At 66.5% G+C, this 25,019-nt stretch carries 24 protein-coding genes, 2 pseudogenes and 1 riboswitch; of the genes and pseudogenes, 9 read left to right on the top strand and 17 right to left on the bottom strand.

Annotated features, from left to right (window positions below; genetic code table 11):
• Positions 1 to 29: 29 nt before the first annotated feature.
• The 4 genes and pseudogenes from thiC to ACQ858_RS01465 form a co-directional block, all read right to left on the bottom strand.
• A pseudogene (thiC, locus tag ACQ858_RS01480) lies at positions 30 to 1,914 on the bottom strand (phosphomethylpyrimidine synthase ThiC).
• Between the two features lie 79 nt (positions 1,915 to 1,993).
• Positions 1,994 to 2,101, bottom strand: a riboswitch (TPP riboswitch).
• 69 nt (positions 2,102 to 2,170) lie between these two features.
• Positions 2,171 to 3,139, bottom strand: coding sequence for a rhodanese-like domain-containing protein (locus ACQ858_RS01475; RefSeq protein ID WP_431275099.1), 969 nt, complete (start codon positions 3,137 to 3,139; stop codon positions 2,171 to 2,173).
• Positions 3,140 to 3,174: 35 nt separating this feature from the next.
• Complete coding sequence (locus ACQ858_RS01470; protein WP_431275098.1) at positions 3,175 to 4,005, bottom strand: DUF3047 domain-containing protein; 831 nt, start codon at positions 4,003 to 4,005, stop codon at positions 3,175 to 3,177.
• A 169-nt stretch (positions 4,006 to 4,174) separates the two neighbouring features.
• Positions 4,175 to 4,612: a YchJ family protein gene (locus ACQ858_RS01465; protein ID WP_431275097.1), complete on the bottom strand. Its 438-nt coding sequence runs from the start codon at positions 4,610 to 4,612 to the stop codon at positions 4,175 to 4,177.
• Between the two features lie 134 nt (positions 4,613 to 4,746).
• On the opposite strand from ACQ858_RS01465, the gene ACQ858_RS01460 reads away from it, so the two are divergent.
• A complete protein-coding gene (locus tag ACQ858_RS01460) occupies positions 4,747 to 5,505 on the top strand; it encodes a response regulator transcription factor (RefSeq protein WP_431275096.1) in 759 nt (252 codons plus the stop codon).
• Between the two features lie 24 nt (positions 5,506 to 5,529).
• Here the strand turns inward: ACQ858_RS01460 and iaaH are convergent, their stop codons facing one another.
• The 7 genes from iaaH to ACQ858_RS01425 form a co-directional block, all read right to left on the bottom strand.
• Positions 5,530 to 6,984, bottom strand: coding sequence for an indoleacetamide hydrolase (gene iaaH / locus ACQ858_RS01455; RefSeq protein ID WP_431276758.1), 1,455 nt, complete (start codon positions 6,982 to 6,984; stop codon positions 5,530 to 5,532).
• A gap of 151 nt (positions 6,985 to 7,135) precedes the next feature.
• Positions 7,136 to 8,266: an acyl-CoA dehydrogenase family protein gene (locus ACQ858_RS01450; RefSeq protein WP_431275095.1), complete on the bottom strand. Its 1,131-nt coding sequence runs from the start codon at positions 8,264 to 8,266 to the stop codon at positions 7,136 to 7,138.
• A 26-nt stretch (positions 8,267 to 8,292) separates the two neighbouring features.
• On the bottom strand, positions 8,293 to 9,540 hold the full coding sequence (locus ACQ858_RS01445) for a glutamate carboxypeptidase (RefSeq protein ID WP_431275094.1): 1,248 nt from the start codon (positions 9,538 to 9,540) through the stop codon (positions 8,293 to 8,295).
• 108 nt (positions 9,541 to 9,648) lie between these two features.
• Positions 9,649 to 10,833, bottom strand: a complete 1,185-nt coding sequence (locus tag ACQ858_RS01440; RefSeq protein ID WP_431275093.1) for an acetyl-CoA C-acyltransferase — start codon at positions 10,831 to 10,833, stop codon at positions 9,649 to 9,651.
• Between the two features lie 23 nt (positions 10,834 to 10,856).
• Positions 10,857 to 12,671, bottom strand: coding sequence for a bifunctional isocitrate dehydrogenase kinase/phosphatase (gene aceK / locus ACQ858_RS01435; RefSeq protein WP_431275092.1), 1,815 nt, complete (start codon positions 12,669 to 12,671; stop codon positions 10,857 to 10,859).
• Between the two features lie 2 nt (positions 12,672 to 12,673).
• Positions 12,674 to 13,372, bottom strand: a complete 699-nt coding sequence (can, locus tag ACQ858_RS01430) for a carbonate dehydratase (protein WP_431275091.1) — start codon at positions 13,370 to 13,372, stop codon at positions 12,674 to 12,676.
• A gap of 48 nt (positions 13,373 to 13,420) precedes the next feature.
• Positions 13,421 to 13,816, bottom strand: coding sequence for a MerR family transcriptional regulator (locus tag ACQ858_RS01425; RefSeq protein WP_431275090.1), 396 nt, complete (start codon positions 13,814 to 13,816; stop codon positions 13,421 to 13,423).
• Positions 13,817 to 13,912: 96 nt separating this feature from the next.
• Here ACQ858_RS01425 and ACQ858_RS01420 point away from each other — a divergent pair.
• From ACQ858_RS01420 to ACQ858_RS01405, 4 genes and pseudogenes are all read left to right on the top strand, one after another.
• A pseudogene (locus tag ACQ858_RS01420) lies at positions 13,913 to 14,973 on the top strand (MBL fold metallo-hydrolase).
• Complete coding sequence (locus ACQ858_RS01415) at positions 14,970 to 16,298, top strand: leucine-rich repeat-containing protein kinase family protein (RefSeq protein ID WP_431275089.1); 1,329 nt, start codon at positions 14,970 to 14,972, stop codon at positions 16,296 to 16,298. Before ACQ858_RS01420 ends, ACQ858_RS01415 begins: the two are co-directional and overlap by 4 nt.
• Positions 16,295 to 17,206 (top strand): pseudouridine synthase, encoded by a 912-nt coding sequence (locus tag ACQ858_RS01410; protein ID WP_431275088.1) that lies wholly within the window; start codon positions 16,295 to 16,297, stop codon positions 17,204 to 17,206. Before ACQ858_RS01415 ends, ACQ858_RS01410 begins: the two co-directional genes overlap by 4 nt.
• Before the next feature lie 57 nt (positions 17,207 to 17,263).
• Positions 17,264 to 18,034 (top strand): SDR family oxidoreductase, encoded by a 771-nt coding sequence (locus ACQ858_RS01405; RefSeq protein ID WP_431275087.1) that lies wholly within the window; start codon positions 17,264 to 17,266, stop codon positions 18,032 to 18,034.
• Between the two features lie 5 nt (positions 18,035 to 18,039).
• Here the strand turns inward: ACQ858_RS01405 and ACQ858_RS01400 are convergent, their stop codons facing one another.
• A complete protein-coding gene (locus ACQ858_RS01400; protein WP_431275086.1) occupies positions 18,040 to 18,654 on the bottom strand; it encodes a TetR/AcrR family transcriptional regulator in 615 nt (204 codons plus the stop codon).
• A gap of 126 nt (positions 18,655 to 18,780) precedes the next feature.
• On the opposite strand from ACQ858_RS01400, the gene ACQ858_RS01395 reads away from it, so the two are divergent.
• Positions 18,781 to 20,574, top strand: coding sequence for a sulfatase-like hydrolase/transferase (locus ACQ858_RS01395; RefSeq protein ID WP_431275085.1), 1,794 nt, complete (start codon positions 18,781 to 18,783; stop codon positions 20,572 to 20,574).
• Between the two features lie 146 nt (positions 20,575 to 20,720).
• Here the strand turns inward: ACQ858_RS01395 and ACQ858_RS01390 are convergent, their stop codons facing one another.
• The 3 genes from ACQ858_RS01390 to ACQ858_RS01380 form a co-directional block, all read right to left on the bottom strand.
• The gene (locus ACQ858_RS01390; protein ID WP_431275084.1) at positions 20,721 to 21,071 is read right to left on the bottom strand and encodes an RNA recognition motif domain-containing protein; all 351 of its coding nucleotides are present in this window, start codon (positions 21,069 to 21,071) and stop codon (positions 20,721 to 20,723) included.
• 117 nt (positions 21,072 to 21,188) lie between these two features.
• Entirely contained in the window at positions 21,189 to 21,398 is a 210-nt protein-coding gene (locus tag ACQ858_RS01385) for a hypothetical protein (protein WP_431275083.1), read from the bottom strand.
• Between the two features lie 248 nt (positions 21,399 to 21,646).
• On the bottom strand, positions 21,647 to 21,940 hold the full coding sequence (locus ACQ858_RS01380; protein WP_431275082.1) for an RNA recognition motif domain-containing protein: 294 nt from the start codon (positions 21,938 to 21,940) through the stop codon (positions 21,647 to 21,649).
• A gap of 252 nt (positions 21,941 to 22,192) precedes the next feature.
• On the opposite strand from ACQ858_RS01380, the gene ACQ858_RS01375 reads away from it, so the two are divergent.
• Both ACQ858_RS01375 and ACQ858_RS01370 read left to right on the top strand, forming a co-directional pair.
• Positions 22,193 to 22,348: a hypothetical protein gene (locus ACQ858_RS01375; protein WP_431275081.1), complete on the top strand. Its 156-nt coding sequence runs from the start codon at positions 22,193 to 22,195 to the stop codon at positions 22,346 to 22,348.
• A complete protein-coding gene (locus tag ACQ858_RS01370) occupies positions 22,348 to 22,815 on the top strand; it encodes a YitT family protein (protein WP_431275080.1) in 468 nt (155 codons plus the stop codon). Before ACQ858_RS01375 ends, ACQ858_RS01370 begins: the two co-directional genes overlap by 1 nt.
• Before the next feature lie 139 nt (positions 22,816 to 22,954).
• Here ACQ858_RS01370 and ACQ858_RS01365 read toward each other — a convergent pair whose 3' ends face one another.
• Both ACQ858_RS01365 and ACQ858_RS01360 read right to left on the bottom strand, forming a co-directional pair.
• Complete coding sequence (locus ACQ858_RS01365; protein ID WP_431275079.1) at positions 22,955 to 24,094, bottom strand: hypothetical protein; 1,140 nt, start codon at positions 24,092 to 24,094, stop codon at positions 22,955 to 22,957.
• A gap of 161 nt (positions 24,095 to 24,255) precedes the next feature.
• The gene (locus ACQ858_RS01360; protein WP_431276950.1) at positions 24,256 to 24,663 is read right to left on the bottom strand and encodes a hypothetical protein; all 408 of its coding nucleotides are present in this window, start codon (positions 24,661 to 24,663) and stop codon (positions 24,256 to 24,258) included.
• On the opposite strand from ACQ858_RS01360, the gene ACQ858_RS01355 reads away from it, so the two are divergent.
• Positions 24,580 to 24,864, top strand: coding sequence for an Lrp/AsnC ligand binding domain-containing protein (locus ACQ858_RS01355; protein ID WP_431275078.1), 285 nt, complete (start codon positions 24,580 to 24,582; stop codon positions 24,862 to 24,864). The two genes, ACQ858_RS01360 and ACQ858_RS01355, sit on opposite strands and share 84 nt — an antisense overlap.
• The last annotated feature ends 155 nt before the right edge of the window (positions 24,865 to 25,019 follow it).

The following is a 25,019-nucleotide window of genomic DNA, read 5'->3' as shown; positions in this document are numbered from 1 at the left end:
CGTATCAACGAAGTCTTTTCAGCTCCATGTCAGACGACGGGCTTGACCGGGATGTAGATCTCGCCGCCACCGGCCTTGAACTCGGCGGACTTGCCGGCCATGCCCGCCTCGACCGCGGCGCCTTCGTCGAGACCCTTCTGCGCTGCGTACTCGCGCACTTCCTGCGTGATCTTCATCGAGCAGAACTTCGGCCCGCACATCGAACAGAAGTGCGCCACCTTGCTGCTGTCCTTGGGCAGCGTCTCGTCGTGGAATTCGCGCGCGGTGTCGGGGTCAAGACCGAGGTTGAACTGGTCCTGCCAGCGGAAGTCGAAGCGCGCCTGCGAGAGTGCGTCGTCGCGCGCCCGCGCACCCGGATGGCCCTTGGCGACGTCGGCCGCATGCGCCGCGATCTTGTAGGCGATGATCCCCTGCTTCACGTCGTCGCGGTCCGGCAGGCCCAGGTGCTCCTTCGGCGTGACGTAGCAGAGCATGGCGGTGCCGAACCAGCCGATCATCGCGGCGCCGATCGCGCTGGCGATGTGGTCGTAGCCCGGCGCGATGTCGATGGTCAGCGGGCCGAGCGTGTAGAACGGCGCCTCGTGGCAGTGCTTGAGCTGCTCGTCCATGTTGGCCTGGACCAGGTGCATCGGCACATGGCCCGGGCCTTCGATCATCGTCTGCACGTCGTGCTTCCACGCGATCTGCGTGAGCTCGCCGAGCGTGCGCAACTCGGCGAATTGCGCCTCGTCATTCGCATCCGAGGCGCAGCCGGGCCGCAGGCCGTCGCCAAGCGAGAAGCTCACGTCGTAAGCCTTCATGACCTCGCAGATCTCCTCGAAGTGCGTGTAGAGGAAGCTCTCCTTGTGATGCGCGATGCACCACTTGGCCATGATCGAGCCGCCGCGCGAGACGATGCCGGTGCGCCGGTTGGCCGTGAGATGGATGAAGGGCAGCCGCAGCCCCGCGTGGATGGTGAAGTAGTCGACGCCCTGCTCGGCCTGCTCGATCAGCGTGTCGCGGTAGATCTCCCAGGTGAGGTCCTCGGCGATGCCGCCGACCTTCTCCAGCGCACTGGTAGATCGGCACCGTGCCGATCGGCACCGGGCTGTTGCGCACGATCCAGTCGCGCGTGGTGTGGATGTTGCGGCCGGTGGAAAGGTCCATCACGTTGTCCGCGCCCCAGCGGATGGCCCACACCAGCTTCTCGACCTCTTCCTCGATGCTGGAGGTGACGGCCGAATTGCCGATGTTGGCGTTGATCTTGACCTTGAAGTTGCGGCCGATCGCCATCGGCTCGACTTCCGGATGGTTGATGTTGGCCGGGATGATCGCGCGGCCGCGCGCCACTTCGTCCCGCACGAACTCGGGCGTGATGATCTTCGGGATGCTCGCGCCCATCGGGTTGCCGGCCAGGCGCTTCTCGCGCGCGGCATCGGCGAGGTACTCGGCCATCCACTCGCGGCGGCCGTTCTCGCGCAGGGCGACGTATTCCATCTCGGGCGTCACGATGCCGCGGCGCGCGTAGTGCATCTGCGTCACGTTGGCGCCGGCCTTCGCGCGGCGCGGCGTGCGCTGCAGGCTCGCGGCACCCGCGCGCAGCTCGGCGATGCGCTGTGCATCGCGATCGGCATGCGTCGCGCCGTCGTCGATGGCCTTGTGGATACGGCCTTCGTAGCTTTCGGTGTCGCCGCGCTCGGCGATCCACGCCTCGCGCACGCCCGGAAGGCCGCGCCGCACATCGATGTCCACCGACGGATCGGTGTAGGGGCCGGAGGTGTCGTAGAGCGACACGCACTCGCCGTTGGTCAGCAGCACGTCGCGCACCGGCACGCGCAGATCGGGCCGGCTGCCGGTGATGGCGCTCTTGGTGGAAGCAGGGAAAGGCTCACGGGTCAGCGTGAGGAGGGAGGCGAACTTGTCGACGGCATTCATGCGGGCACTCCTGGTTGAGGGTCAACGGGTGCTCCGCAATCGCTCCATGGACGACGCCCCGGTCGGGTGACGGGAACGTGAGAGGAGTCGCAGCTCTTCTTTCGCTGGTATGAGCCAGATCAAGTTCGCGGGTTCGGCCGCCTGGCCATCTCAGCGCGCTTCTTTGCGCACACCCCGGAGCGAAAGCGATTCTAGGTGCAGGCCGCGCGGGGCATCAAGCAAGCCCCCACGGCGTCAGCCGAAGGTCAGGCCGCGATCAGGCGGCATGCGCGACGGCGATCGGCCCGACGGCCACCGGCACCTCGGCGCCGGTCTCCTCGGCCATCCATGCATCGATGCCGCCCGCGAGTACGCGAACGCGCGGCACGCCCGCCGCCACGAAGAGCCGCGCTGCGGCGATCGCACCGCCGTCGTCCGGGCAGTCGCAGTACACGACGAGTTCGCGGCCATCCGCGAAGCCGTCGATGCGCGATGGAATGTGCTTGAGCGACACGCCGATCGCACCGGGAACCACGCGGCCGTCCAGGAGACGCGCTTCGTCGGAACGCACGTCGATCACCGTCACGTCCGCGCCGGCCACGAGCGCGGCACGCAGGGCACCCGCTTCGATGCGATCGATGTCGTCCGCCTGCAACGCGGCCCGGCGCTGCCAGTAGCGCCAGGCGGCGAATGCGCCGAACAGAACCGCAAACACCGCCGCCGCCGTCGCGCCCACGTTCGAAAGCACCGCCAGCACATCCTGAATCGCGGCATGGAACACGCGCCCGACCAGCAGGAACCCCAGCGCCCAGATCAGCGCGGCAACCGTCTCGTAGGAAAGAAAGCGCAGGTTCGACATGCCCAGCGCACCCGCCATCGGCGGCGCCACCACCGACACGCCCGGCACGAACTTGGCCGCGATCAGCGACAGGCCGCCCCACCGGCCGATGATGTTCTCGCTGCGCTTGACGCAAGAGTCGGCCGACAGCGAGATGCGGCACAAGAGCCGCATCACGCGATAACCCCAGCGCCGTCCGGCCAGGAACCATGCGCCATCGCCCAGGATGTTGCCGACGAGCGCCGCCAGCGTCACCGCGAAGAACGACACCTCGCCGCCGACCGACAACCCACCGGCCACCACCAGGAAAGGAACGGCGGGCACCGGCGCACCCAGCCGCGACGCCAGCGTGGCGGCGAACACCAGGACCGAACCCTGGCTGGCGAGGAGTGCAACGAAGTCGTTCATTTCTGGAACCCGATGGTCGATGGTTGAATGGTCTGCTATTCCCCTTGCGCGGGCTTTTCCTTCGGCTGAGCCACCGCTTCCTGTGTCGAAGGCGCGCCGTGCAGTTCGAGGTCGGAGAAATACGCAATGCCGTGGCCGTGCGTGTTGTCCGAATCCGCCGAGATCGCGACCGCGACGATGTCCGGCACCGTGTCACCGGCTTCGTCGCCGAAGGCGCGCTTGTAGTCCGCGAGCAGGCTGCGGCGTTCCGCGACCCAGGTGCCGGGCTTGGATGCCGGGCCCGATTCGAGAATGATCATCCGCACGCGCTTCGTGAACGCATTCGTCAGCGCCGTGCCCTTGGCTTCCTTGTTGTCCCAGACATAGCAAATCGCTTCGCTCGGCACGTCCTCGCCGGTGGCCTTGCGCGCCAGCGCGAGGCGCGTGCGCTCGCCCACCGGCAGCTTGTCGGTCGGGAAGTCGAAGAACACGCAGACCTTCGCCGCACCGTCGTCGCCGGCCTTGGTGCGCAGATCGGCGCCCTGCACGAATTCGTCGACACGCCAGCGCCAGGCCAGCGTCGCGTTGTTGTTCAACGGCAGGTGGGCGGGATGGACGAGGTTGCCGTACGACTGGTCCGAATCGACCTTGAGGACGTGCTTGCCGTCTTCCTGGACCACTTCGAAGCGTGTCGGGGCCTTGTTGGGCAGCGTGGTGAAACGCCACGGCTGCGGCGCCTGCGCGCCCTGCGCACCGGAAAAGGGCGTGAGCAGCGGCGCATCGCCGGCCGCATAGGCCATGGGTGCAGCCAGCAACGCAGCCGCCAGCGGCAACGCGGATGCGATGCGCCGCCACTGCACATTACGAACCGTCTTGCTGAACGTCATGTCGCACTCCTGCCTCGTGTTGTTGGTCTTTCGGGCAAGCGCGCCAGACGCTTTTACCCACAGGCTTGAAGTGTGAGGGTTCGGCGTCGCAAGATAAATAGGCCAAAAGGAATCGGACTGTATCGATGGCGCGCACAATCCCGCGCCGCGTCGCTCGACTCGGCACCAATCAGCGCATATCGCCGTCGACGTAGTACCAGCGATTCAGCTCGCCGTCAGGTTCGCGGATGAAGCGGCTGCGCTCGTGCAGGCGGACGGCGGCGCCGGACTTGCCACGCTGCCGGGCGACGAATTCGACCTCCGCGTGATCCGCATCCGATGCGGAGCGCGCACGGACATCGAGCCCGAGCCACTTCACGCCGGGCTCGAAATCGAGCGATCCGGGTCGGGTGGTGCGGTGCCAGGTCGCGAGCAGGTAGTCCGCCCGCTCGCGCACGAAGGCGGTGTAGCGCGATCGCATGAGCGATTCCGCATCGGGCGCCGGAGTGCCCGCGAAATCGTCGACATAGCGGCCGCAGCACTGCACGTAGGGCAGCGAAAGCCCCTTGCGGTCAAGGCGCCCGCAGGGGCAGGGAGCAAGGGCGGGGGCCGAAGAGGAAGCGGACATGCAGGATCGTGGATGGGAAGCCGCCGCGTATTGTGCAGACCGCGCCCGCCACCTCGCGCAAACCCTGGATTCCGCCGATGGCGCGGCGCTTGCAGCGGGGCTAAGCTCCGGGCGCCCTTCCCCATGGAGCGACGATGTACCTGAGTGGTTCGGAGCAACGCGCACTGCGCTGCATATTCGCGCTGCTCGCGGAAGACCAGAGCGAGCGCGAGATCCGCGAGCGCACCGGCTGGGCCTTGCTCGACCTGCTGCGGGCAGACCAGTTCGCCTCCTTCGTATGGGACGCAGGAAGCGACGCCTTCGGCGGCCGGGTCGCCCTCAACATGGACCCGGCCAACCTGGACCGCTACAACCGCTGGCATCAATACCACGATCCCATCACCTTCGTGCTTCAGGCGCGTCGCCACGCCACCCGCGTCACCGAAGTGATGCCGCAGCGCGACCTCATGCGAACGGCGTTCTTCACCGACTTCCTCTCGCGCGACGGTCTGCACTGGGGCATGAATCTGCACGCCTTCCACAGCGATCGCGCGCTGGGCGATCTGCGCATCTGGCGGCGCCGGGACCGGGGCGACTTCAGCGACCACGACAAGGCCTTGCTCGACCTCATCGAGCCGGCCTTCGTGGGCGCGCTGCAACGCGCGCAGCGCATGGCTCCGGCAAAAGCCGCGCCGACGGCCGGCGAAGCCGCGCCCGCGTGGTCGCGCCTGAGCGAACGCGAGCGCGAGGTCGCGGCTGCCGTGTGCAAGGGACTGACCGACAAGGACATTGCGCGGCGCATGGGCGTGGGTGTGCCGACCATCCGCACCTACCTGCGGCGCATCTTCGACAAGCTCGGCATCGATCGCCGTGCGGCGCTCGCGGGGCTGGCGGGGAGGGATCGGCCCTCTTGAGGACCGCGCCGATCCCGGTCGTGCCTACTTCGCCGGCGCCGGCAGCCGTCCCAGCAGGGGCTCGATCGCCAGGCCAAGCGCCAGCAGCCTGCGATCGCTGCCCGCCGGTCCATCCAGTTCCAGCCCCACGGGAAGCCCGCTCGAGGCGCCCAATGCCGCGGGCAGCTGAAGGCCCGGAATGCCCGCATTGCTGCCGGGGTCCGTGTTCTGGATCAGAGCGACGAAGTTCTCCACGCTGCTGGCCTCCGGCGTGGCCGCGAGCGCCACGCGCGGCACCGTCGGGAACACCAGCGCATCCAGCCTGTTTTTCGTGAAGGTGTCGCGATAGAGCCTCTGCAACGCCGGGCGGGCCACGCCCATTGCGTTCTCGTAGGCAGGCTTGGCGTCCACGACGCCGTTCGGCGCCGGCAGCTTGCGGGGGATGATCAGGCCGTCGAAGGTGCCCTTGACGTCCGGGCTGGCCACGCCTGCGGCCAACTGCGCCAGATCGACGCCGGTGCGGTATCTGGAAAGGTAAGCCGTGATGTCGTCGTACGCCTCATAGAGCGCGACCGGAAAGCCGACCGCGCCATTGAGCTCCATCAGCTTCGGCATGTCCACGTCCACCAGCGTGACGCCGGCCGCGCGCAGCCTGGCGAGCGCCGCGTCGACAGCCCCGCGCGTATCGGCATCGAGGTTCGCGTAGAAGGCCTGCACGACGCCGAGCCGCACACGCTTCAGGTTGGCAGGCTTGACCGCCGTCCCGCCGGCGATGACGCGATCGAGCAATGCCACGTCGGCCACCGAGACGGCCATCGGCCCCGCCGTGTCGCGCGTATGCGAAATCGGGGTGATGCCTTCCTGCGAATAGCGCCCCACCGTCGGGCGCAGAGAGGCGCAGCCGTTGAAAGCGCACGGAATGCGCACCGAGCCCCCGGTGTCGGTGCCGAGACCGGCCGGCGCCATCCGCGCGCCGAGTGCCGAACCGGTGCCCGAGGAAGATCCTCCCGCAATGCGGCTGCCGTCGTAGGCATTGCGCACGCCGACCTCCGGTCCGGTCTGGAACGCGGGGTTGTAGCCGGTGACGCCGAAGGCCAGTTCATGCATGTTCGTCTTGCCCAGCACGATCGCGCCGGCCGACCGCAGCCTGGCGACCACGGGGGCGTCGGCCGCAGGCACGAAGTTCCTGAGCGCAGGCGTCCCGGCCGTCGCGGGCAGGCCCTTCACCTGGATGTTGTCCTTGACGACCACCGGAACGCCGGCCAGCGGCAGGCAGGCGCCGCCCCGCTTGCGCGCCGCATCGGCCGCGCGCGCCGCCTTCAGCGCGCCGGCTTCGTCGAGCGTGATGAAGGCATTCAGCTGCGGTTTGGCCTTGGCCTGGGCGATGTAGGCCGACACCAGTTGCTCGCTGCCGAGCGAACCCGCGCAGATTTGCCGCGCGGCCTCGCTGGCCGTCAGCGTGGCCAGATCGGGCGCGGCGGATTGCGCCCAGGCCGGCATACCGGCAGCGACGCTGCAAAGAACCGCCGCTGCACGCAGGGCGGAAGGTGTCAACGAACGGGGCATGGCAGAACCTCCGACAAGGGGCCCCCATGCTGCGCCGCCGTGCGTCACTTGTCTGTCATCGAAATCGATGACAGCGGCTGCGCCGTCAGGCCAACGCCCGCTGGATCAGCAGCTTCTGGATATCCGACGTGCCTTCGTAGATCTGGCACACGCGCACGTCACGGTAGATGCGCTCCAGCGGGAAGTCGTTGACGTAGCCGTAGCCGCCCAGCGTCTGGATCGCGGCGCTGCACACGCGCTCGGCCATCTCGCTCGCGAAGAGCTTGGCCATCGCCGCTTCCTTGAGGCACGGCAGGCCCGCATCACGCAGGCTCGCCGCGTGCCAGATCAACTGGCGGGCGGCTTCGATCTGCGTGGCGCATTCCGCGAGCCGGAACCCCACCGCCTGCTGGTCGAAGATCGAGCCGCCGAAGGCCTGCCGCTCCTTCGCGTAATTGACCGCGAACTCGAACGCGCTGCGCGCCATGCCCACGCTTTGCGCCGCAATGCCGATGCGCCCGCCCTCGAGCGCGCCGAGCGCGATCTTGTAGCCCTCGCCTTCCTGGCCGATCAGGCTCTCGGCCGGAATGCGGCAGCCGTCGAAGTTGATCTGCGCGGTGTCGCTCGAATGCTGGCCCAGCTTGTCCTCGAGCCGTGCCACGTTGTAGCCCGGCGCGTCGGTCGGCACGATGAAGGCGCTCATGCCGCGCTTGCCCGCGCCCTTGTCGGTGACCGCGATCACGATCGCGACCTGCCCGTTCTTGCCGCTGGTGATGAACTGCTTCACGCCGTCGATCACATAGCCGTCCCCGTCCTTGCGCGCGGTCGTGCGCAGCGACGACGCATCGCTGCCCGCCTGCGGCTCGGTGAGGCAGAAGGCGCCCAGCATCTTCCCTTGCGCGAGCGGCTGCAGCCACTTCTTCTTCTGCGCCGCATTGCCGTAGCGCATCAGGATCGCGTTGACCGGGCAGTTGGTCACGCTGATCGCGGTGCTGGTGCCGCCGTCGCCCGCGGCGATCTCTTCGAGCACCAGCGCGAGCGTCAGGTAATCGAGCCCCGCGCCGCCGTCTTCCTCCGGCACGCAGATGCCGTAGGCGCCCAGCGCCGCCAGGCCCTCGTGGGCCGCCTTGGGAAAGCTGTGGTCGCGGTCCCATTGCGGCGCGTGGGGCCACAGCTCGGCCTGCGCGAAGGCGCGCACGGCGTCGCGAATGGCTTCCTGGTCGGTGTTGAGCAACATGGCGGGGCTCCTTGCGTTCGCTGTGTTTACTTGCCTTGGCCGAGGTCCATGATCAGCTTGCCGGCCATGTACAGGCGGCGCGGGATCGCGCTGGTGTCCACGTACTCGGCCTTGTCGCTGTGGTAGCCGAAGCCCGGCAGGCCCAGGCTTTCGATGACCGGCTTGCCCGCGAGCGCCGCGTAGGCCGCATCGGTGCCGCCGCCGGTGCGCTCGATCACCGCGAGTTCGCCGCCGGCTTCCTTGTAGTAGCCCACCGCCTTGTCGACCAGCTTGCGGCCGCCTTCACCGGCATTGAAGGCCGGGCGGCCGCGGGTGACGAGCACCTTCACGTCGGCATCGGGCAGCTTCTTCTTCTGCGCACGCGATTCGAGCGTCTTCATCGCGGCTTCGAAGTCCTCGTTCTTCGCGTAGCGCACATCGGCGTTGAGCGTGGCGCTCGCCGGGATGATGTTCGACACTGCGCCGGCCTTGGCGATGGTCCAGTTGAATCGCAGGCCCTTGGACTTGTCGTCGATGTCCATGGTGCGCAGCACGAGGTCCGAAGCCTCGACCAGCGCGTTCACGCCGAGCTCGGGCGCCGCGCCCGCGTGCGAAGCCTTGCCTGTGATGTTGACCTGCACATACGCGATGCCCGAGGTGCCGAGCGAGAGGTCTTCCTTGCCCGCGGCGGTGGGCTCGAAGGAGAGCACGTAGTCGGCCTTCGCGGCTTCTTCCTGGATCAGGTCGCGCGAGCCGAATGAACCCTTCTCCTCGTCGGTGTTGAACAGCACCGTGATGCTGCCGAAGTCGTCGAAGCCACGCGCCTTGAGCAGCTTGAGCGTGTGGATGATCACCGCGTTGCCACCCTTGTCGTCGGCGATGCCCGGGCCGTAGGCCTTGTCGCCTTCGACGCGGAACGGCGCCTTGGCGAGGATGCCCTTGAGGTAGACCGTGTCCATGTGCGAGAGCAGCAGCAGGTTCCTGCCGCCCTTGCCCTTGAGCTTGCCGACGATGTTGTCGCCGACCACGATGCCGGCCGACTTGCTGCGCGTGACGGTGAAGCCCAGCGACTTGAGCTGGTCTTCGAGGTACTTGCCGGCCGATTCGAGGCCTTCCGCGTCGCCGGTGCCGGTTTCGATGTTGACCAGGTTCTCGAGCGTCTTGATGACCGCCGGCTTTTCAGCCGTGGCGGCATCGAACAGGGCCTGGTCGCGGGTCTGCGCGTGAGCGGCGGAGGCAAGGAATACGGAAGCGAACAGCGCCGCGATGGCGCTGCGGGGGAAGGCCGGATGCATGAACAGGTTTCTCCTCAATGGACAGGTTTTCGATTCTAGGTAGCGGCAAAAAAGAGCCCGCACCATCACACGACAGTGCGGGCCGCGGCCGTCACGGGGCCGCAAAAATCAGACCAGCTCGATCGCGACAGCCGTGCCTTCGCCGCCGCCGATGCACAGCGTCGCGACGCCGCGCTTCTTGCCGCGCTGCTGCAGCGCATGGATCAGCGTGACCATGATGCGCGCGCCGCTCGCGCCGATCGGGTGGCCGAGCGCGCAGGCGCCGCCGTTCACGTTGACGATGTCGTGTGCCACCGACAGCTCGTGCATCAGCGCCATCGGCACCACGGCGAAGGCTTCGTTGACTTCCCACAGGTCCACGTCCTTCACGCCCCAGCCGGTCTTCTTGAACAACTTGGCGACCGCACCGACCGGCGCGGTGGAGAACCACTCGGGCTGCTGCGCGTGCGTGGTGTGGGCAACGAGGCGCGCGATCGGCTTCGCGCCGTACTTCTTCGCGGTGCTCTCGGTCATCATCACCAGCGCGGCGGCGCCGTCGTTGATCGACGAGCTCGATGCGGCGGTGATGGTGCCGCCGTCCTTCTTGAACGCCGGCTTCAGCGTCGGGATCTTGTCGATCTTGACCTTGCCCGGACCCTCGTCGATGTCGATCACCGTCTCGCCGCCGCGGCCCTTGACCGTCACCGCCGCGATCTCGGCCTTGAACGCGCCCGAGGTCGTTGCGGCCTTGGCGCGCTCGACGCTGGCGATCGCGAACGCATCCTGCTGCTCGCGCGTGAACTTGTACTTGGCCGCGCAGTCCTCGCCGAAGGTGCCCATCGAGCGGCCCGGCTGGTAGGCGTCCTCGAGGCCGTCGAGCATCATGTGGTCGAAGATGCGGTCGTGGCCCATGCGGTAGCCGCCGCGGCCCTTGAGCATGAGGTAGGGTGCGTTGGTCATGCTTTCCATGCCGCCGGCCACCATCACCTCGTGCGTGCCTGCCAGCAGCATGTCGTGCGCCAGCATGGCCGCCTTCATGGCCGAGCCGCACATCTTGCTGAGCGTGACCGCGCCCGCGCTGTCGGGCAGGCCGCCCTTGTAAGCCGCCTGCCGCGCCGGCGCCTGGCCCTGGCCCGCCATCAGGCAGTTGCCGAAGAGCACTTCACCCACGCTGTCGCCACTGATGCCCGCGCGCTCGACGGCGGCCTTGATCGCCACGCCGCCGAGGTCGTGCGCCGCGAGGGAAGAAAAGTCGCCCTGGAAGCCGCCCATCGGGGTGCGGGCTGCGCCGACGATCACGATCGATTCGCTCATGGATTTGCTCCTTCAGATAGTTGTCAGAAATAGGGGGCGTGGCCTTCGTGCTTGAAACGCTGGGCCTCGTCATAGGGAAAGACATCGAGCATCTGCCCGGCCTGGATGCGCTCCTTGTGGCTCTGCCAGAAAGCCGCATCGAGCAGGTCGGCGTGGTGGGACATGAAGGCTTCGCGCACTGCAGGGTTGCCGAGAAGAAAAGGGCCGAAGGTCTCGGGGAAGACGTCCTTGGGCCCGACCGCATACCAGACCTCGCCGCTCATCTCGTCTTCCTCGGTGCGCGGCGCGGGGACCTTGCGGAAGTTGCAGTCGGTCAGGTATTCGATCTCGTCGTAGTCGTAGAACACGACCTTGCCGCCGCGCGTCACGCCGAAGTTCTTCCACAGCATGTCGCCCGGAAAGATGTTCGCCGCCACCATGTCCTTGATCGCATTGCCGTACTCGACCACCGCATGCTCCAGCTGCTTGCTCGCACGATGGGCATGTTCGGGCTGGTCGAGCAGGTCGAACGCCTCCTGCAGGTAGATGTTGAGCGGGATCATGCGCCGCTCGATATAGCAGTGCTTGAGCACCACTTCCATTTCCCCGTTGCCGTCGCGGTCGCCGATTTCGAGCTGGCTCGGCGCGAACCGCTTGATCTCCTCGATCAACCCGGGCTCGAAGCGGTCCAGCGGGAAACCGACGTTGCTGTATTCCAGCGTGTCGGCCATGCGGCCGACGCGGTCGTGCTGCTTCACCAGCATGTACTTGCTCTTGATCTGCTCGCGCGTGGTCTCCTTCTGCGGCGGAAAGTGGTCCCGGATGACCTTGAACACATACGGAAACGAAGGCAGGTCGAACACCAGCATCACCATGCCCTTGATGCCCGGCGCGCTGCGGAACTTGTCGCTCGAATAGTTCAGGTGGGAGAGGAAGTCGCGGTAGAAGAGCGTCTTGCCCTGCTTGGCGAGCCCGAGCGCGTTGTAGATCTCGGCGCGCGGCTTGCGCGGCATCAGCGAGCGCAGGAACTGCACGTAGGCCGAGGGCACTTCCATGTCGACCATGAAGTACGCCCGCGCGAAGCTGAAGAGCATCTGCAGTTCGTCCTCGCCGAAGAGCACCGCATCGACGTAGAACCGGTTGTCCGCATCGTGCAGGATCGGCAGCGAGAACGGCAGCTCGGTGAAGCCGTTGATGATCTTGCCGACCACGTACGCGCCCTTGTTGCGATAGAAAAGCCCCGACAGCACCTGCAACTGGAAGTTGGCGCGCAGCTTCACCTGATGGAAGCGGCCGAGGATCGCGGTCGCGACGCGGCCCGCATCGCGCTCCAGGTTGGCATAGCCGCGCCCCTGCAGGCGATAGTCCAGCAGCATCGACCGGATCATCCCCGGCAGCGACTCGGGCGTCGGGTAGTAGGCGCGGTAGGTCGGTGCGCCGCGCGGCTCGATGTACTCGGTGCTGATCGCGGGCCGCACGAAGATGAAGTCGTTCTGGAAATACGCGCGGTGCAGGATCTTGGTGGTGACCGAGTTGAAGAAGGTCTCGGCCAGCTCCGGCTGGTGATGGTTGACCAGCAGGCCGATGAAGTGCAGCTTGACCTGGTGCCACACATCCATCGGCTGGTCGCCGGCCTTGAATTCCTTCTCGAGCCGCGCCACCGCCTCGCCCACCCGCAGGTCGTAGAACTCGATGCGCTCGCGCTGCGCGCGCTGCTGGCCGTGCCAGTCGGCCGTCTCGAATCGATGCTTGGCGCGCGCCGATTCGGCACGGAACAGCCGGTAGTGCCGGTCGAATCCGTCCCGCATCGCCTTCGCGATGTCGTAGGCAAGCGGCGAATCGAGACGCTGGGGAAACATCGCTACTTGATGTACTCGGAGGCGGATTCCTCCGGCTTGCTCCACTTGTACCGGATGCGCTGCACGGCGGCGCGGTAGATGTTTTCCATCGGCTTGCTGCCGTCGACGGTGATCTCCAGGTCCTGGATGAGCCCGTCGTGCACGCCGAAGGCCCAGCCGTGGATCGTGACCGACTGGCCGCGGCCCCAGGCGTCCTGCATCACGGTGCTGACGGCCACGTTGACCACCTGTTCCGCCACGTTCAGCTCGCACAGCGCATTGGCGCGCACCGCCTCGGGCAGGGATTCGATCATCACGTGGTGCCGGTCGCGCACGTCCTGGATGTGGCGCAGCCAGTTGTCCGCGATGCCGATGCGCGCGCCTTCCAGTGCGGCCTGCACGCCCGAGCAGCCATAGTGGCCGACCACCATGATGTGCTGCACCTTGAGGCGCTCCACCGCGAACTGGATCGCGGAGAGCGCATTGAGATCGGAGTGCACCACGATGTTCGCGACGTTGCGATGCACGAAGATCTCGCCCGGCTCCAGGCCGGTGATCTGGTTCGCGGGCACGCGGCTGTCGGAGCAGCCGATCCACATGTACCTGGGCGTCTGCTGCTTCACCAGGCTGGAGAAGAAGCCGGGGCGGTCACGCTCCATGCGCGCGGACCAGGCGCGGTTGTGGGCAAACAGGTCTTCGAGGCCTTCAGAGGAGTTGTCCATGATGTCTGTCGTAGTGATGGAGTGGTGGATGGGGGACGTCCCTGTGGTTCAGCGCGCCTTCGGCTTCTCGGCGCGCGCGAGGGCGGCGCGGGCCTTCTTTTCCTGCGCGCGGATTTCGTCGATGTTGGCCTGCAGATCCGAAAGCTGCGCCTCGAGTTGCTGGCGGTGATTGCCCAGCACGCCCAGGAAGCGCTGCAACTGCGGCGCGGTGTCGCGCGGACTGTCGTACATGTCGAGGATTTCCTTCACCTCGGTGAGCGTCAGCCCCAGCCGCTTGGCGCGCAGCGTGAGCGTCAGCCGGGTGCGGTCGCGCGAGCTGTAGACGCGCTGCAGCCCCGCGCGCCCGGGCGAAAGCAGGCCCATGTCCTCATAGAAGCGGATCGCCCGCGTGGTGAGGTCGAACTCCTTCGCGAGCTCGCCGATGGTGAAGGTCTGTGACGGCATGTAATCGGGATCGGAACGGGCGCGACAGCGCAGTCGGGGGGCACTGCCTACAATGATGGCTCCTTGCCATGACGTTTACGTCAACGTCAATCGTACATGAACCTCCTCGAACGCGAACTCAAATACCCCCTCGGCGACACCCTGCCCGCGCCCGGCGAAGCGATCGAAGTGGCCGACGGCGTGCGCTGGATCCGCATGGCGCTGCCCTTTGCGCTCGACCACATCAACCTCTGGCTGCTGCGCGACAACATCGACGGCGTCGAGGGCTGGACGGTGGTCGACACCTGCATCTCGCACGACGCCGCACGCGCGCAGTGGGAGCAGATCTTCTCGACGCAGCTGGAAGGCCTGCCCATCCTGCGCGTCATCGTCACCCACATGCACCCCGACCACATCGGCCTTGCCGAATGGCTCTGCAAGCGCTGGGACGCCCCCTGTGGATCAGCTCGACCGACTACCACGTCGCGCGCGTGCTCACCACCGCGGGCGACACGCTGGCCGGCGGCGATGCGGCGGCGGACTTCTTCGCCATGCACGGCCTCGTCGACCCGGATTCCGTCGCCAAGATCCGCGCCCGGTCGAGCTACTACGTGAACATGGTGCCCGCCGTGCCCGCCTCTTTCGTGCGGATGATGGACGGCGACATCGTCCGCATCGGCGGCCGCGAATGGCGCTGCATCAGCGGCTACGGCCATGCGCCGGAGCACATCGCGCTCTACTGCGAGGAACTGAACGCGCTGCTCGGCGGCGACATGATGCTGCCGCGCATCTCGACCAACGTCAGCGTGCACGCGGGCGAACCCGAAGCCGATTCGCTCAAGCTCTTCCTCGACAGCATCGAGCGCTTCAAGGCGCTGCCGGAGGACGTGCTGGGCCTGCCCTCGCACGGCAAGCCTTTCACCGGCGTGCACCGCCGCGTCGAGCAGCTCAAGGAACACCACCGCGACCGGCTCGCCGAACTGCTCGAAGCCTGCGTCGCCGGGCCCCACAGCGCGGCGGAAGGGCTTCCGATCCTCTTCAAGCGGGCGCTCGACCTGCACCAGATGACTTTCGCGATGGGCGAGACCGTGGCGCACCTGCATCTGCTGTGGTTCTCGGGCCAGTTGCAGCGCCGGCGCGGCGAAGACGGCGTGTACCGCTTCGGCGTCTTCGAATGAGCATGCTGGACCCGCTCCGCGCGGGTCAACTCAAGGGTGCGCGGCGGCTGGACCTTCGGGGCTGCGCGCTCGCCGAGTTCCCGCGCGAGATCTTCGACCTCGCCGACACGCTGGAAGTGCTCGATCTCTCGGGCAATGCGCTGCGCACCCTGCCCGACGACCTGCACCGCCTCACGCAACTGCGCGTGCTCTTCTGCTCCGACAACCCGTTCACCGAAGTGCCGCCCGCGCTGGGCCGATGCGCCCGGCTCGACATGGTCGCCTTCAAGGCCAGCCGCATCCGCAGCGTGCCGGCCGAATCGCTGCCGCCGCGGTTGCGCTGGCTGATCCTCACCGACAACCAGATCGAATCGCTGCCCGCCGAACTCGGCAACCGCCCGCGCCTGCAGAAGCTGATGCTCGCGGGCAACCGCCTGCGCGCGCTGCCGCCTGAAATGGCCGCCTGCCAGGCGCTGGAGCTGGTCCGCATCTCCGCCAACGAATTCGATGCGCTGCCCGCGTGGCTGCTTTCGCTGCCCCGCCTCTCGTGGCTCGCCTTCTCCGGCAATCCCTTCGACGAAGGGCCGAAAATTGCCGCGATGAACGCGGTGCCGACCGAAGCGGTCCCGTGGCGGCAACTCTCGCTGCGGCACAAGCTCGGCGAAGGCGCGTCCGGCGTGATCCATCAGGCGGACTGGCAACGCGCCGACGGCAGCACCCGCCCCGTCGCGGTCAAGCTCTTCAAGGGCAACGTCACCAGCGACGGCTGGCCGCACAGCGAAATGGCCGCGTGCATCGCCGCCGACCGGCATCCGAACCTCATCGAAGTCCTGGGCCGCATCCACGATCACCCCGAGGGCACACCGGGCCTCGTGCTGAAGCTGGTCGACCCGGCCTTCCGCAATCTGGCCGGGCCGCCGAGCTTCGAATCGTGCACGCGCGATGTGTATGCGGACGATGCGCGCTGGTCGTTTGAGACGGCGTGGCGCATGGCGAGCAGCATCGCTTCGGCCGTCGCGCAGCTGCATTCACACGGCATCGTGCACGGCGACCTGTACGCGCACAACATGCTCTGGAACGGCCAGGGCGACGTGATGCTCGGCGACTTCGGCGCGGCATGCTTCCTGCCGCGCGACGACGAAGCGACCGGCCAGGCGCTGCAGCGCATCGAGGCGCGCGCCTTCGGCTGCCTGCTCGAAGAGATGCTGGTGCATTGCGAACCACCTGCCGACCAAGGCGAGCAAGCGCGCCACGCTCTTCTCGCGCAGCTCCAATCGCGATGCATGGGTGCGGACATCGCGGCCCGCCCCGCCTTCGCCGAGATTGCTTCGCTTCTGTCCGCATGACCCAGCGCGCATTGCCGCTCCCCGTGCGAGACGGCGTCGGCCCGAGCTGTGTGGTGCTGCCCGCGGGCGACTGGCCGACCGTGCTCGACTACTTCGTGCATCGCTTCGCCGCCGTCACGCGCCCGCAATGGCAGGCCCGCATGGGTGCGGGCGAGGTGGTCGACGCGCATGGCGTGCCGGTCACCGAAACGCGGCGCTTCGAGCCGAACCTGCGCATCTACTACTACCGCCAGCTCGATGCCGAGCCCCGCGTGCCCTTCGAGGAACGCATCCTCTATTGCGACGAGCACCTGCTTGCCGTGGACAAGCCGCACTTTCTCTCGATCTCGCCGGTCGGCAAATACGTGCAGGAAACGCTGCTGGTGCGCCTCAAGCGCAAATTGGGCATCGACGAGCTCGTGCCGCTGCACCGCATCGACCGCGAGACCGCCGGTGTCGTGCTCTTCTCGGTGCAGCGCGCCACCCGTGGCCCCTACGTCCAGCTCTTCGCCGAACGCACCATCGAGAAGCGCTACGAGGCGATCGTGCATCGCACCGCCGACTTCGCGCCGCCCGCCGTGCGCCGAAGCCGCCTCGTAGACGACGACACCCACTTCATGCGCATGCGCGAAGTCCCCGGCGAGCCCAATGCCGAGACGTACATCGAAGTGATCGCCACCGGCGCGGACTGGGCGCACCTCGCGCTCTCGCCCGTCACCGGCCGCCGGCACCAGCTGCGGGTGCATTGCCAGGCACTCGGCATGCCGATCCGCAACGACGCCATCTACCCGGTGCTGCGCCCCGAAGGCACCGACGACTACGAACGCCCGCTGCAACTGCTGGCCCGCGAAGTGCGCTTTCGCGACCCGCTCAGCGGCGCCGAGCGCTTCTTCGCCAGCCAACGATCGCTCGCGCTGCCACCAAGGTGACGCGGTTCTCCGGCATGCCGCACTAAGCTCGCGGCAGCTTCATCAGGAGACAACCGCATGGACACCACCCAACTCTTTTCGCTCAAGGGCCGCACCGCCCTCATCACCGGCGGCTCGCGCGGCATCGGCCGCATGATTGCCGAAGGCTTTCTGGCGCAGGGCGCGCGCGTCTACATCTCGGCCCGCAAGGCCGAGGCGTGCGACCAGACCGCGAAGGAGCTTTCCGCCTTCGGCCACTGCGTCTCGCTGCCGGCGGATGTTTCCACGCTCGAAGGCGCGCAGGCGCTCGTCGATGCCTATGCCGGGCATGAAGACAAGCTCGACATCCTCGTCAACAACGCCGGCGCCGCCTGGGGCGCCCCTTACGACGAGTTTCCGGAAAGCGGCTGGGACAAGGTCGTCGACCTCAACCTGAAGACGCCCTTCTTCCTGACCAAGGCGCTCACGCCGATGCTTCGCAAGGCCGCGACCGACCACCTCGCCAAGGTCATCAACATCGCGTCGATCGACGGCATCTCGGTCAACCCGCAAGAGACCTACTCGTACGCCGCGAGCAAGGCCGGCCTGATCCAGCTCACCCGCCGCATGGCGCTGCGCCTGGCGCAGGACCGCATCGTGGTCAGCGCGATCGCCCCGGGTGCCTTCGCATCGAACATGAACAAGGAAGCACGCGACCACGCGGACGAAATCAAGGGCCACATCCCTGCCGGCCGCATCGGCGAGCCGGAAGACATGGCCGGCGCGGCGATCTACCTCGCCTCGCGCGCGGGGGACTATGTGATGGGTTCGACGCTCATCGTCGACGGCGGCGTGACGCACGCGCGGTAGCGCGATCAGCGAGGCAGTTCGACGCGCGCCAACTCGCGCGCTTCATCCCGCGCCGGGCCCAGCGCGACGAGCAGGAACTCGGCGACGTCCGACCCGGCCTCCCGCCAGGTCTGGTGCCCTTCGAGGACGGCCACCATGGCCGCCAGCGTGCTCCCCGTCAGCATGCCCACCATCGCGCGCAGTTGCTCCGGCTTGATGCTGTAGCGCCCTTGCGCGATGCCGGTGCTGAGATTCGTCGCCGGGTCCGACGTCAGCACCGCCTGCAGCGAGGCCATGCTGAGCCCGAACCGGCTCATGAAGCGACCCCACAGCGGCTCCTCGTGCGCTCGCCGGATGTAAAGCCGCACGCCGATCGAAAGACGACATGCGACGTCGTCGACCCCCGCAAAAGCCAGCATGACCCGATCGACCATCTCCCGCACCAGTTCGGCTGCGACCTCCTCGAACAGCCCGTCGATGTCCGGCACATTGCTGTAGACCGTGCCGCGCGCCACGCCGGCCGCCGTGGCCAGTTCGCTGACGGTCACCTGCGTCACGCCCTGCTCCGCGAACAGCCTCATCGCTGCGGCATGAATTCGCCTGCGTACCGGCGTCAGGGCATCAGACTGCAGAGCGTCCATCGTTTGATCAGTCGTGTTCAAAAATCATCATCTTAATGTTCGATCGAACAACTAATGGTTTTCACGGGTGACAGCAAAAGAGCAAAATTGAACACTACTGTTCACCAAACAACACCAGTGAACATGATGCCGAACTCCGAAATCAGCCGCAGGGAATTGCTCAAGTCCATCGGCGTCGGCGCCGCCGCGTCCACGCTCATGGCCGCAGGCGCGAGCGAGGCGGCAGGCCCGAAGCGTTCAACACCGGCTTCCGGCAACGCGCCCGGGGGTACGTACAACGTGCTCTTCATCCTCACGGACCAGGAGCGCCACTTCCGCCCCGGCGAGCTGCCGCGCGGCTATCGCCTGCCGGGCCATGAGCGCCTCCTGCGCAGCGGCACGCTGTTCGAGAACCACCGCATCAACTCCTGCGTCTGCACGTCGTCGCGCTCGGTGCTCTACACGGGCCGCCACATCCAGCAGACGAAGATGTTCGACAACACCAACTTCCCGTGGATCGGCAGCCTTTCGCCCGACATCCCCACCGTCGGCCACATGCTGCGCGACGCCGGCTACTACACCGCCTACAAGGGCAAGTGGCACCTGACGAAGGAGTTCGAGACGGTCAACGAGTTGGGCTCGCCCACGAAGATCTTCACGCAGGAGATGGAGGCCTACGGCTTCAGCGACTACTTCGGCGTCGGCGACATCATTGCGCACGACCAGGGCGGCTACCTGCACGACGGCATCATCTCGGCGATGGGCGTGAGCTGGCTGCGCGGCCGGGGCAAGGAACTGGCGGCCGAAGGCAAGCCGTGGTTCCTGGCCGTGAACCTGGTCAATCCGCACGACATCATGTTCCTCAACACCGACCGGCCGAACGAGACGTCGCAAGCCAGGAACATGCTCAGCCACATCCGGCCGGAGCCCGCCGACCCGCTCTACCGGAAGCAGTGGGACTTCGAGCTGCCCGTGAGCTACAAGCAGCCGCTCGATGCACCCGGCCGCCCCGCCGCGCATGCCGACTACCTCAAGTCGCACGACGGCCTCGTCGGCCACATCGCCAACGAGGACTGGCGCTGGCGCCGCCGCCACAACTACTACCTGAACTGCCTGCGCGATGTCGACCGCAACGTCGTCGCGCTGCTCGACGAGCTCGACGCGCTCGGCCTCGCGTCGAACACCATCGTCGTCTTCACCGCCGACCACGGCGACCTCGACGGCGCCCACCGGCTTCACGCCAAGGGCGCCACCGCCTACCGCGAGCAGAACAACGTGCCTCTGATCGTCGTGCACCCGGCCCATGCGGGCGGCAACCGCTGCAAGGCCGTCACGACGCATCTGGACATCGCGCCGACGCTGGTGAGCCTCACCAACGCGCCGGCGGACCGCAAGGCCGAGATCACGAAGAGCCTGCCGGGCAAGGACTTCTCTTCGCTGCTCGCCAAGCCGGAGCAGGCGGCGCCCGGCGCGGTGCGCGACGGCGGCCTGTACTGCTACAACATGTTCGCCTACATCGACGGCGACTTCATGGAGAAAGCCGTCGCGACGCTGATGCAGCCCGACGGCAAGGCCGCACTCCAGAAGGCGGCCAAGGAAGGCACGCTGAAGCCCGACCTCAAGAAGCGCGGCGCCATTCGCGGCGTCTTCGACGGCCGCTACCAGTTCACCCGCTACTTCTCGCCCAGGCAGCACAACCGCCCGACCTCGCTCGAATCGCTCTTCGCGCTCAACGACGTGGAGCTGTTCGACCTGCAAAGCGATCCGCACGAGCTGAACAACCTCGCCGTGGACCGCCAGCGCAACGCCGAACTCATCCTGACGATGAACGACAAGCTCAACCGCCTGCTCGACGCCGAGGTGGGCGAGGACGTCGGGCAGATGCTGCCGCCGAACATCGACGGCGGATGGGTGGCGACCGACGCGGTCAAGGACGTGTGAACCCGCGGATCATCGCGACGGTGCTTGTAGTCTGGAGGGTACGACCGACGGGCGGCGGCGTTCATTGACCAGCCGATCGATCAAGTCAGCGCCTGGTCCGAACGAAAAAACCGGCCGAGCCGGTTTTTCGTTGGAAGCAACTGGGGTCAGTAACGGCCACCGCCGTAGCCGCCATTGCCATAGCCAACGTCAGCTCGCGTGGTTGCCTTGAAACCGTCCGCACCATAGCCACCCGAACCACGGCTCGCTTCACGAGGGCGGGCCAGGTTCACGACGATCGAGCGTCCATCCACGGACACGCCGTCCAGCGCTTTGATGGCGGCCTGGGCGACGTCCGCAGACGCCATTTCCACAAAACCGAAGCCCTTGGAGCGGCCGGTCTCGCGGTCCATCATGACCTTGGCGGAGGCAACGCGGCCGAACTCGGCAAAGTTGCTTTCCAGGGTGGAATCGGTCACGGAGTAGGGCAGGTTGCCCACGTAGATTTTGCTGCTCATGGAAGAGCCTTTCTCAATGATGGCGCGCAACGTAGGGCGCAACGTGTGAAACGGGTGTGCGGATCGGGATTCCGGCGCAACGGGGAAGAATGGCGTGGATCTGCGTCGAGCAGACCATCAGCACTCGGGGGGATGCGCCATGCACGTTTGCAGCCAGCCTTGGGTGACTGCAAACATCCGGGCGGCTTCGCGCGAGGCGAAGGCTCTATCGAATCGGAATACGCGGCAGTAGCTGCCGTTTCCTTGTGACCGATGGACCGAGAAGGAGGCGCGGAAGCGACCGCAGTCGGTCGGGTGTGTCGCGGGCGAAACGACGTACTGGCCCATGGAAATAGCGGACTGTGAAATTTAGTGCATTCAGGACCGCAGGCTTGGATCAACCTGCGTGAGCATCAGGGACTCGGTTGGCTGCAGCTCGACAGACCAACTGGGCGACCAAGGTCGCAAGAGGCACGCTGCATCGTTCGGCTTGCCGCCTACGAGCATGCGTTTCGGATGGAGAGCCCCCGTCAGGAACTCTCTCTGCAACCCACCCGAGCGTGCGACGCACGCTCTTGAGACTGCGGTTCGGTTGATCAGTAGCGATTGCCGCCGTAGCCGCCAGCGCGGGGAGGACGCGCCTCCATCGGCTTTGCAATGTTCACGACCATGTCACGGCCGCCCAGGTCCCGTCCATGCAGCGCCTTGACGGCGGCATTGGCTTCAGCGGCGGTGGACATCTCGACAAAGCCGAAGCCCTTCGAGCGACCGCTGTCGCGGTCCATGATGACCTTGGCGCTGTTGACCGACCCGAACTCACCGAAAGTGCGCTGCATGTCGTTGTCGCTGAAGGCGTAGGGCAGGTTGCCCACGTAGAGTTTGTTTTCCATGATGTCTCCATTGAGGAAGGGGCCGCGCAGCAACATGCCGTGCGGTGCACAACGCCAGAGAACATCGAGAGGAAATCAGACAACGACGCGGCGGGTTGCAAATCCGCCGGGGAGAGAGTAAGACTTGAAAAGCGACGATCTATTGAACGTCCAGCACCGCGTAGGTTAGCACGCCATGAACTTTCGTGCAATAGGCCGTCAAACCTTGTCCTGGCGCAATACCGGTATCCGCCGGACGCGGGACACTGGTACATGGACCCTAGCCTGCGCGTCAAGATTGCCAGCTTCCGCCCGCTGCTCAACGATGCGCAGGGTTTTGCGACCGCGATCCTGTTGATCGGCCTGGGTCTGGCCATGCTTCGCAGCGCCCAGTTGTTGACCGCCGGCATCCCGGCGTGGCCTTCCTGATGAGCTATGCGACCGGCTGGCCCCTTGGCTGGACCTTGCTGATCGTGAACCTGCCGTTCATCGCGTTCGCATGGCGCGCATTCGGGCCGAGGTTCACCTGGAAAACCATCATCGTGGTGGCAGGCCTCTCGCTCTGCGTCGAAGGACTCGGCAGAGTCCTCAGCGTGCATTCGGCGCACCCGTTGTTCGCCGCGATCGCCGGCGGCTTGCTCATCGGCGTCGGCCTGCTCATGCTCTTTCGTCATGGCGCCAGCCTGGGCGGGTTCGGCGTGCTGGCACTGTTTCTCCAGCGGCGACGTGGATGGAGCGCGGGCACCGTGCAGATGATGTGCGATGCCGCGATCGTTGCCGCGGCATTCGCGCTCGTCGAGCCGAGCCGCGTTGCCTATTCCATCGTGGCGGCCGTGATGGTGAATCTCGTCCTGGTCTGGAATCACCGACCGGTGCCCGCGCCGACGCAGGGCTGATTCCCTGCGAACCGGCGTCGGGCGCCCCCTACCCTCGCGGCTGCCGCCTTGCCCTCTCAGTTCGCCAGGCCGAACTGCATGTAGCCCGCGCCGTTGTTGTTCCGCGCACCCACCACCACGGACAGGACGCTGTTCTGCATCACGAAGTAGGCGTTCGGCACCGTGCCCGCGCTCTGCAGGCCCGACGGAAGACCGGGGATGTTGAGCCCCAGGGTCTGGTTGTCCGGCGTACCGTCCGCCTTGGTGACGGCCCACGAGACGCTGCTGCCAGTGAAGCCCAGCGTTCCCCAGCCGCCGTTGGTCGTGCCGCCCCGCGCCGTGTTCGTGATGGGCCCTGTCGCGACAACGCCGATCCTGAAGACCCGCTGCGTTCCGGTCTGATCCGGTCCGGCCTGCAGCAACACCCGTTGCCCCCCACATAGGCGACCGTGAGCGCGGCCTTGTCGGCGGGATTCGCGACGTTCACGTAGTTCCAGCCGTTGTTCGTGCCGGGCGTCACCGTGTAGGTCGCCACGTTGGCCGGCGTGCAGCTGGGAATGTCGTGAATCGCGACGTCGTTGCACTGCTGCAGCACGGTGCCGCCTGCCGAGAGTTGCACGACCCGGATCTGCGAATCGCGCAGGCCGGGGGCGTAGTTCATGCCCAGCCGGGTGTAGACCCCGTCCAGATCGGCCTGCGTGGTCAGCACCGCGCGCGACGCGACGAACGGCTGCACCAGCTGCGCGGACGTGCCCTGAGGATCATCGAACGGGTATGCGCCCACCACGGCGTCACTGGTCACGCGGAACCTGGCCCCGTTGAACGCCGTCGTGACCTTGGCGCTCTTGAACACGTAGGTGCCCGCTTCGCCCGGGTCGGCAGAGAACACATCCGACGACACCACGCCTGCGGGGTCCGTCATGTCGTAGGTCTTCGTGTCGAAGTTCAAGGCCAGCTGCAACTGGGTTCCGTTGGTCGCCCACACACGATAGGTGCCGTTCTGGGCATTGCCGCCCGCGACCTTGAAGACCGCGTCCTTCGACACACTGGCGGCGCTGGTCGCCTTGGCCGTGACCGTGTAGGTGGCCTGGGCGGTGGTGTTGTTGACCATCTGCGCCGACCACTTCGAGCCCGAGGCGCCGGCCGCGCGGAGCGTCACGTCGTTCGAGCCCGACGAGGTGGTCGACCAGTCGGCGCTGATGCTGGGCGTGACCTCGACGGTGTCACCGGGCTTGACCGCGTATTGGCCCGCGCTGTCCGCTGCTGCGGCAGCTCCGTTCACGGTGACGGCCAGGTTCATCGTCTGGGCCTGGGTCTGGACCGGAATGAACGCGCCACCGCCGCCCCCTCCGCCACCGCCACCACATGCCGCAACCCCTCCAAGCGTCATCGCCAGGGCGATGACAGAACTCCATGCTCTCATTCGAAACACTCCGATTTGTTGTTGATGTCAGGCGGCGTTCAGGTGACGCCGCCCGGGGGAATGTAACTGAATGAATCTTTTGTGTAATCTTTTTTGTTTAAGTTGAAGGACGGTTGCGCGAGGGTCAGTTCGACACTCCAGACGTAGTAGAACCCGATCGCCACGGCTGAAAGCAACAAGAAGCCCACGCCTTCGGGCGACGCTTCGACCCCGCCGCCCCGCCCCAAGGCCACTATGGCGATGCCCGCGAACGCAGCCGCTATGCCCGCCTTCTGCAAGGGCGTCACGGCCTGCTTGAGGCGTATGGCAGCGAAGAGCACGATGAAGATCGGAATGGTTGCGGAGACGACCGTGCCTCGCGGGTGGCTTTGCGCAGCACGACCCGCGATGCGACGGTGGCCTTCGAGCGCAAGATTCGCGCTTTGCCCGAGGTCTTGCAGTGTCACTGCGTCGCAGGGGACACGGACTTTGTACTGGTTATCTGTGCCCGGTCACTGCCCGAGTACCAACTGTTTGCGCAGCAGCAACTCGGCGAAGCCCTGCAATTGAGGAGCTATTCGAGCGACATCGTCCTTTCGACATCGAAGTTCACGACAGAATTTCCGCTGAGCGCCGACGCTTGGCCCCCAACGGCGTCGGCGACTTAGTCCGCTCCCCACGCCACCAAGAGCCCCCAGAGCGGCTTCCGAACTTCCGTACATGGACGCCCCCAAATATGCCAGGCAATCAGTTGCTGATGACTTGAAGGTTCGATTGCACCCGTACATCCGGACTTTCGCTGCGGCTTGTCGTCGCTGTCCCT

It is taken from the genome of Variovorax ureilyticus, from assembly GCF_050632185.1.
Classification (GTDB): Bacteria; Pseudomonadota; Gammaproteobacteria; order Burkholderiales; family Burkholderiaceae_C; genus Variovorax; species Variovorax ureilyticus_A.
This window is presented reverse-complemented; position numbering and strand designations above follow the sequence as displayed.

Bases quoted from the DNA above. Each gene is read 5' to 3' on its own strand.
- ACQ858_RS01475 (WP_431275099.1), bottom strand. From the start codon at position 3,139: ATGAACGACTTCGTTGCACTCCTCGCCAGCCAGGGTTCGGTCCTGGTG.
- ACQ858_RS01470 (WP_431275098.1), bottom strand. From the start codon at position 4,005: ATGACGTTCAGCAAGACGGTTCGTAATGTGCAGTGGCGGCGCATCGCA.
- ACQ858_RS01465 (WP_431275097.1), bottom strand. From the start codon at position 4,612: ATGTCCGCTTCCTCTTCGGCCCCCGCCCTTGCTCCCTGCCCCTGCGGG.
- ACQ858_RS01460 (WP_431275096.1), top strand. From the start codon at position 4,747: ATGTACCTGAGTGGTTCGGAGCAACGCGCACTGCGCTGCATATTCGCG.
- iaaH (WP_431276758.1), bottom strand. From the start codon at position 6,984: ATGCCGGCCTGGGCGCAATCCGCCGCGCCCGATCTGGCCACGCTGACG.
- ACQ858_RS01450 (WP_431275095.1), bottom strand. From the start codon at position 8,266: ATGTTGCTCAACACCGACCAGGAAGCCATTCGCGACGCCGTGCGCGCC.
- ACQ858_RS01445 (WP_431275094.1), bottom strand. From the start codon at position 9,540: ATGCATCCGGCCTTCCCCCGCAGCGCCATCGCGGCGCTGTTCGCTTCC.
- ACQ858_RS01440 (WP_431275093.1), bottom strand. From the start codon at position 10,833: ATGAGCGAATCGATCGTGATCGTCGGCGCAGCCCGCACCCCGATGGGC.
- aceK (WP_431275092.1), bottom strand. From the start codon at position 12,671: ATGTTTCCCCAGCGTCTCGATTCGCCGCTTGCCTACGACATCGCGAAG.
- can (WP_431275091.1), bottom strand. From the start codon at position 13,372: ATGGACAACTCCTCTGAAGGCCTCGAAGACCTGTTTGCCCACAACCGC.
- ACQ858_RS01425 (WP_431275090.1), bottom strand. From the start codon at position 13,816: ATGCCGTCACAGACCTTCACCATCGGCGAGCTCGCGAAGGAGTTCGAC.
- ACQ858_RS01415 (WP_431275089.1), top strand. From the start codon at position 14,970: ATGAGCATGCTGGACCCGCTCCGCGCGGGTCAACTCAAGGGTGCGCGG.
- ACQ858_RS01410 (WP_431275088.1), top strand. From the start codon at position 16,295: ATGACCCAGCGCGCATTGCCGCTCCCCGTGCGAGACGGCGTCGGCCCG.
- ACQ858_RS01405 (WP_431275087.1), top strand. From the start codon at position 17,264: ATGGACACCACCCAACTCTTTTCGCTCAAGGGCCGCACCGCCCTCATC.
- ACQ858_RS01400 (WP_431275086.1), bottom strand. From the start codon at position 18,654: ATGGACGCTCTGCAGTCTGATGCCCTGACGCCGGTACGCAGGCGAATT.
- ACQ858_RS01395 (WP_431275085.1), top strand. From the start codon at position 18,781: ATGCCGAACTCCGAAATCAGCCGCAGGGAATTGCTCAAGTCCATCGGC.
- ACQ858_RS01390 (WP_431275084.1), bottom strand. From the start codon at position 21,071: ATGAGCAGCAAAATCTACGTGGGCAACCTGCCCTACTCCGTGACCGAT.
- ACQ858_RS01385 (WP_431275083.1), bottom strand. From the start codon at position 21,398: ATGGGCCAGTACGTCGTTTCGCCCGCGACACACCCGACCGACTGCGGT.
- ACQ858_RS01380 (WP_431275082.1), bottom strand. From the start codon at position 21,940: ATGGAAAACAAACTCTACGTGGGCAACCTGCCCTACGCCTTCAGCGAC.
- ACQ858_RS01375 (WP_431275081.1), top strand. From the start codon at position 22,193: ATGGACCCTAGCCTGCGCGTCAAGATTGCCAGCTTCCGCCCGCTGCTC.
- ACQ858_RS01370 (WP_431275080.1), top strand. From the start codon at position 22,348: ATGAGCTATGCGACCGGCTGGCCCCTTGGCTGGACCTTGCTGATCGTG.
- ACQ858_RS01365 (WP_431275079.1), bottom strand. From the start codon at position 24,094: ATGAACCTGGCCGTCACCGTGAACGGAGCTGCCGCAGCAGCGGACAGC.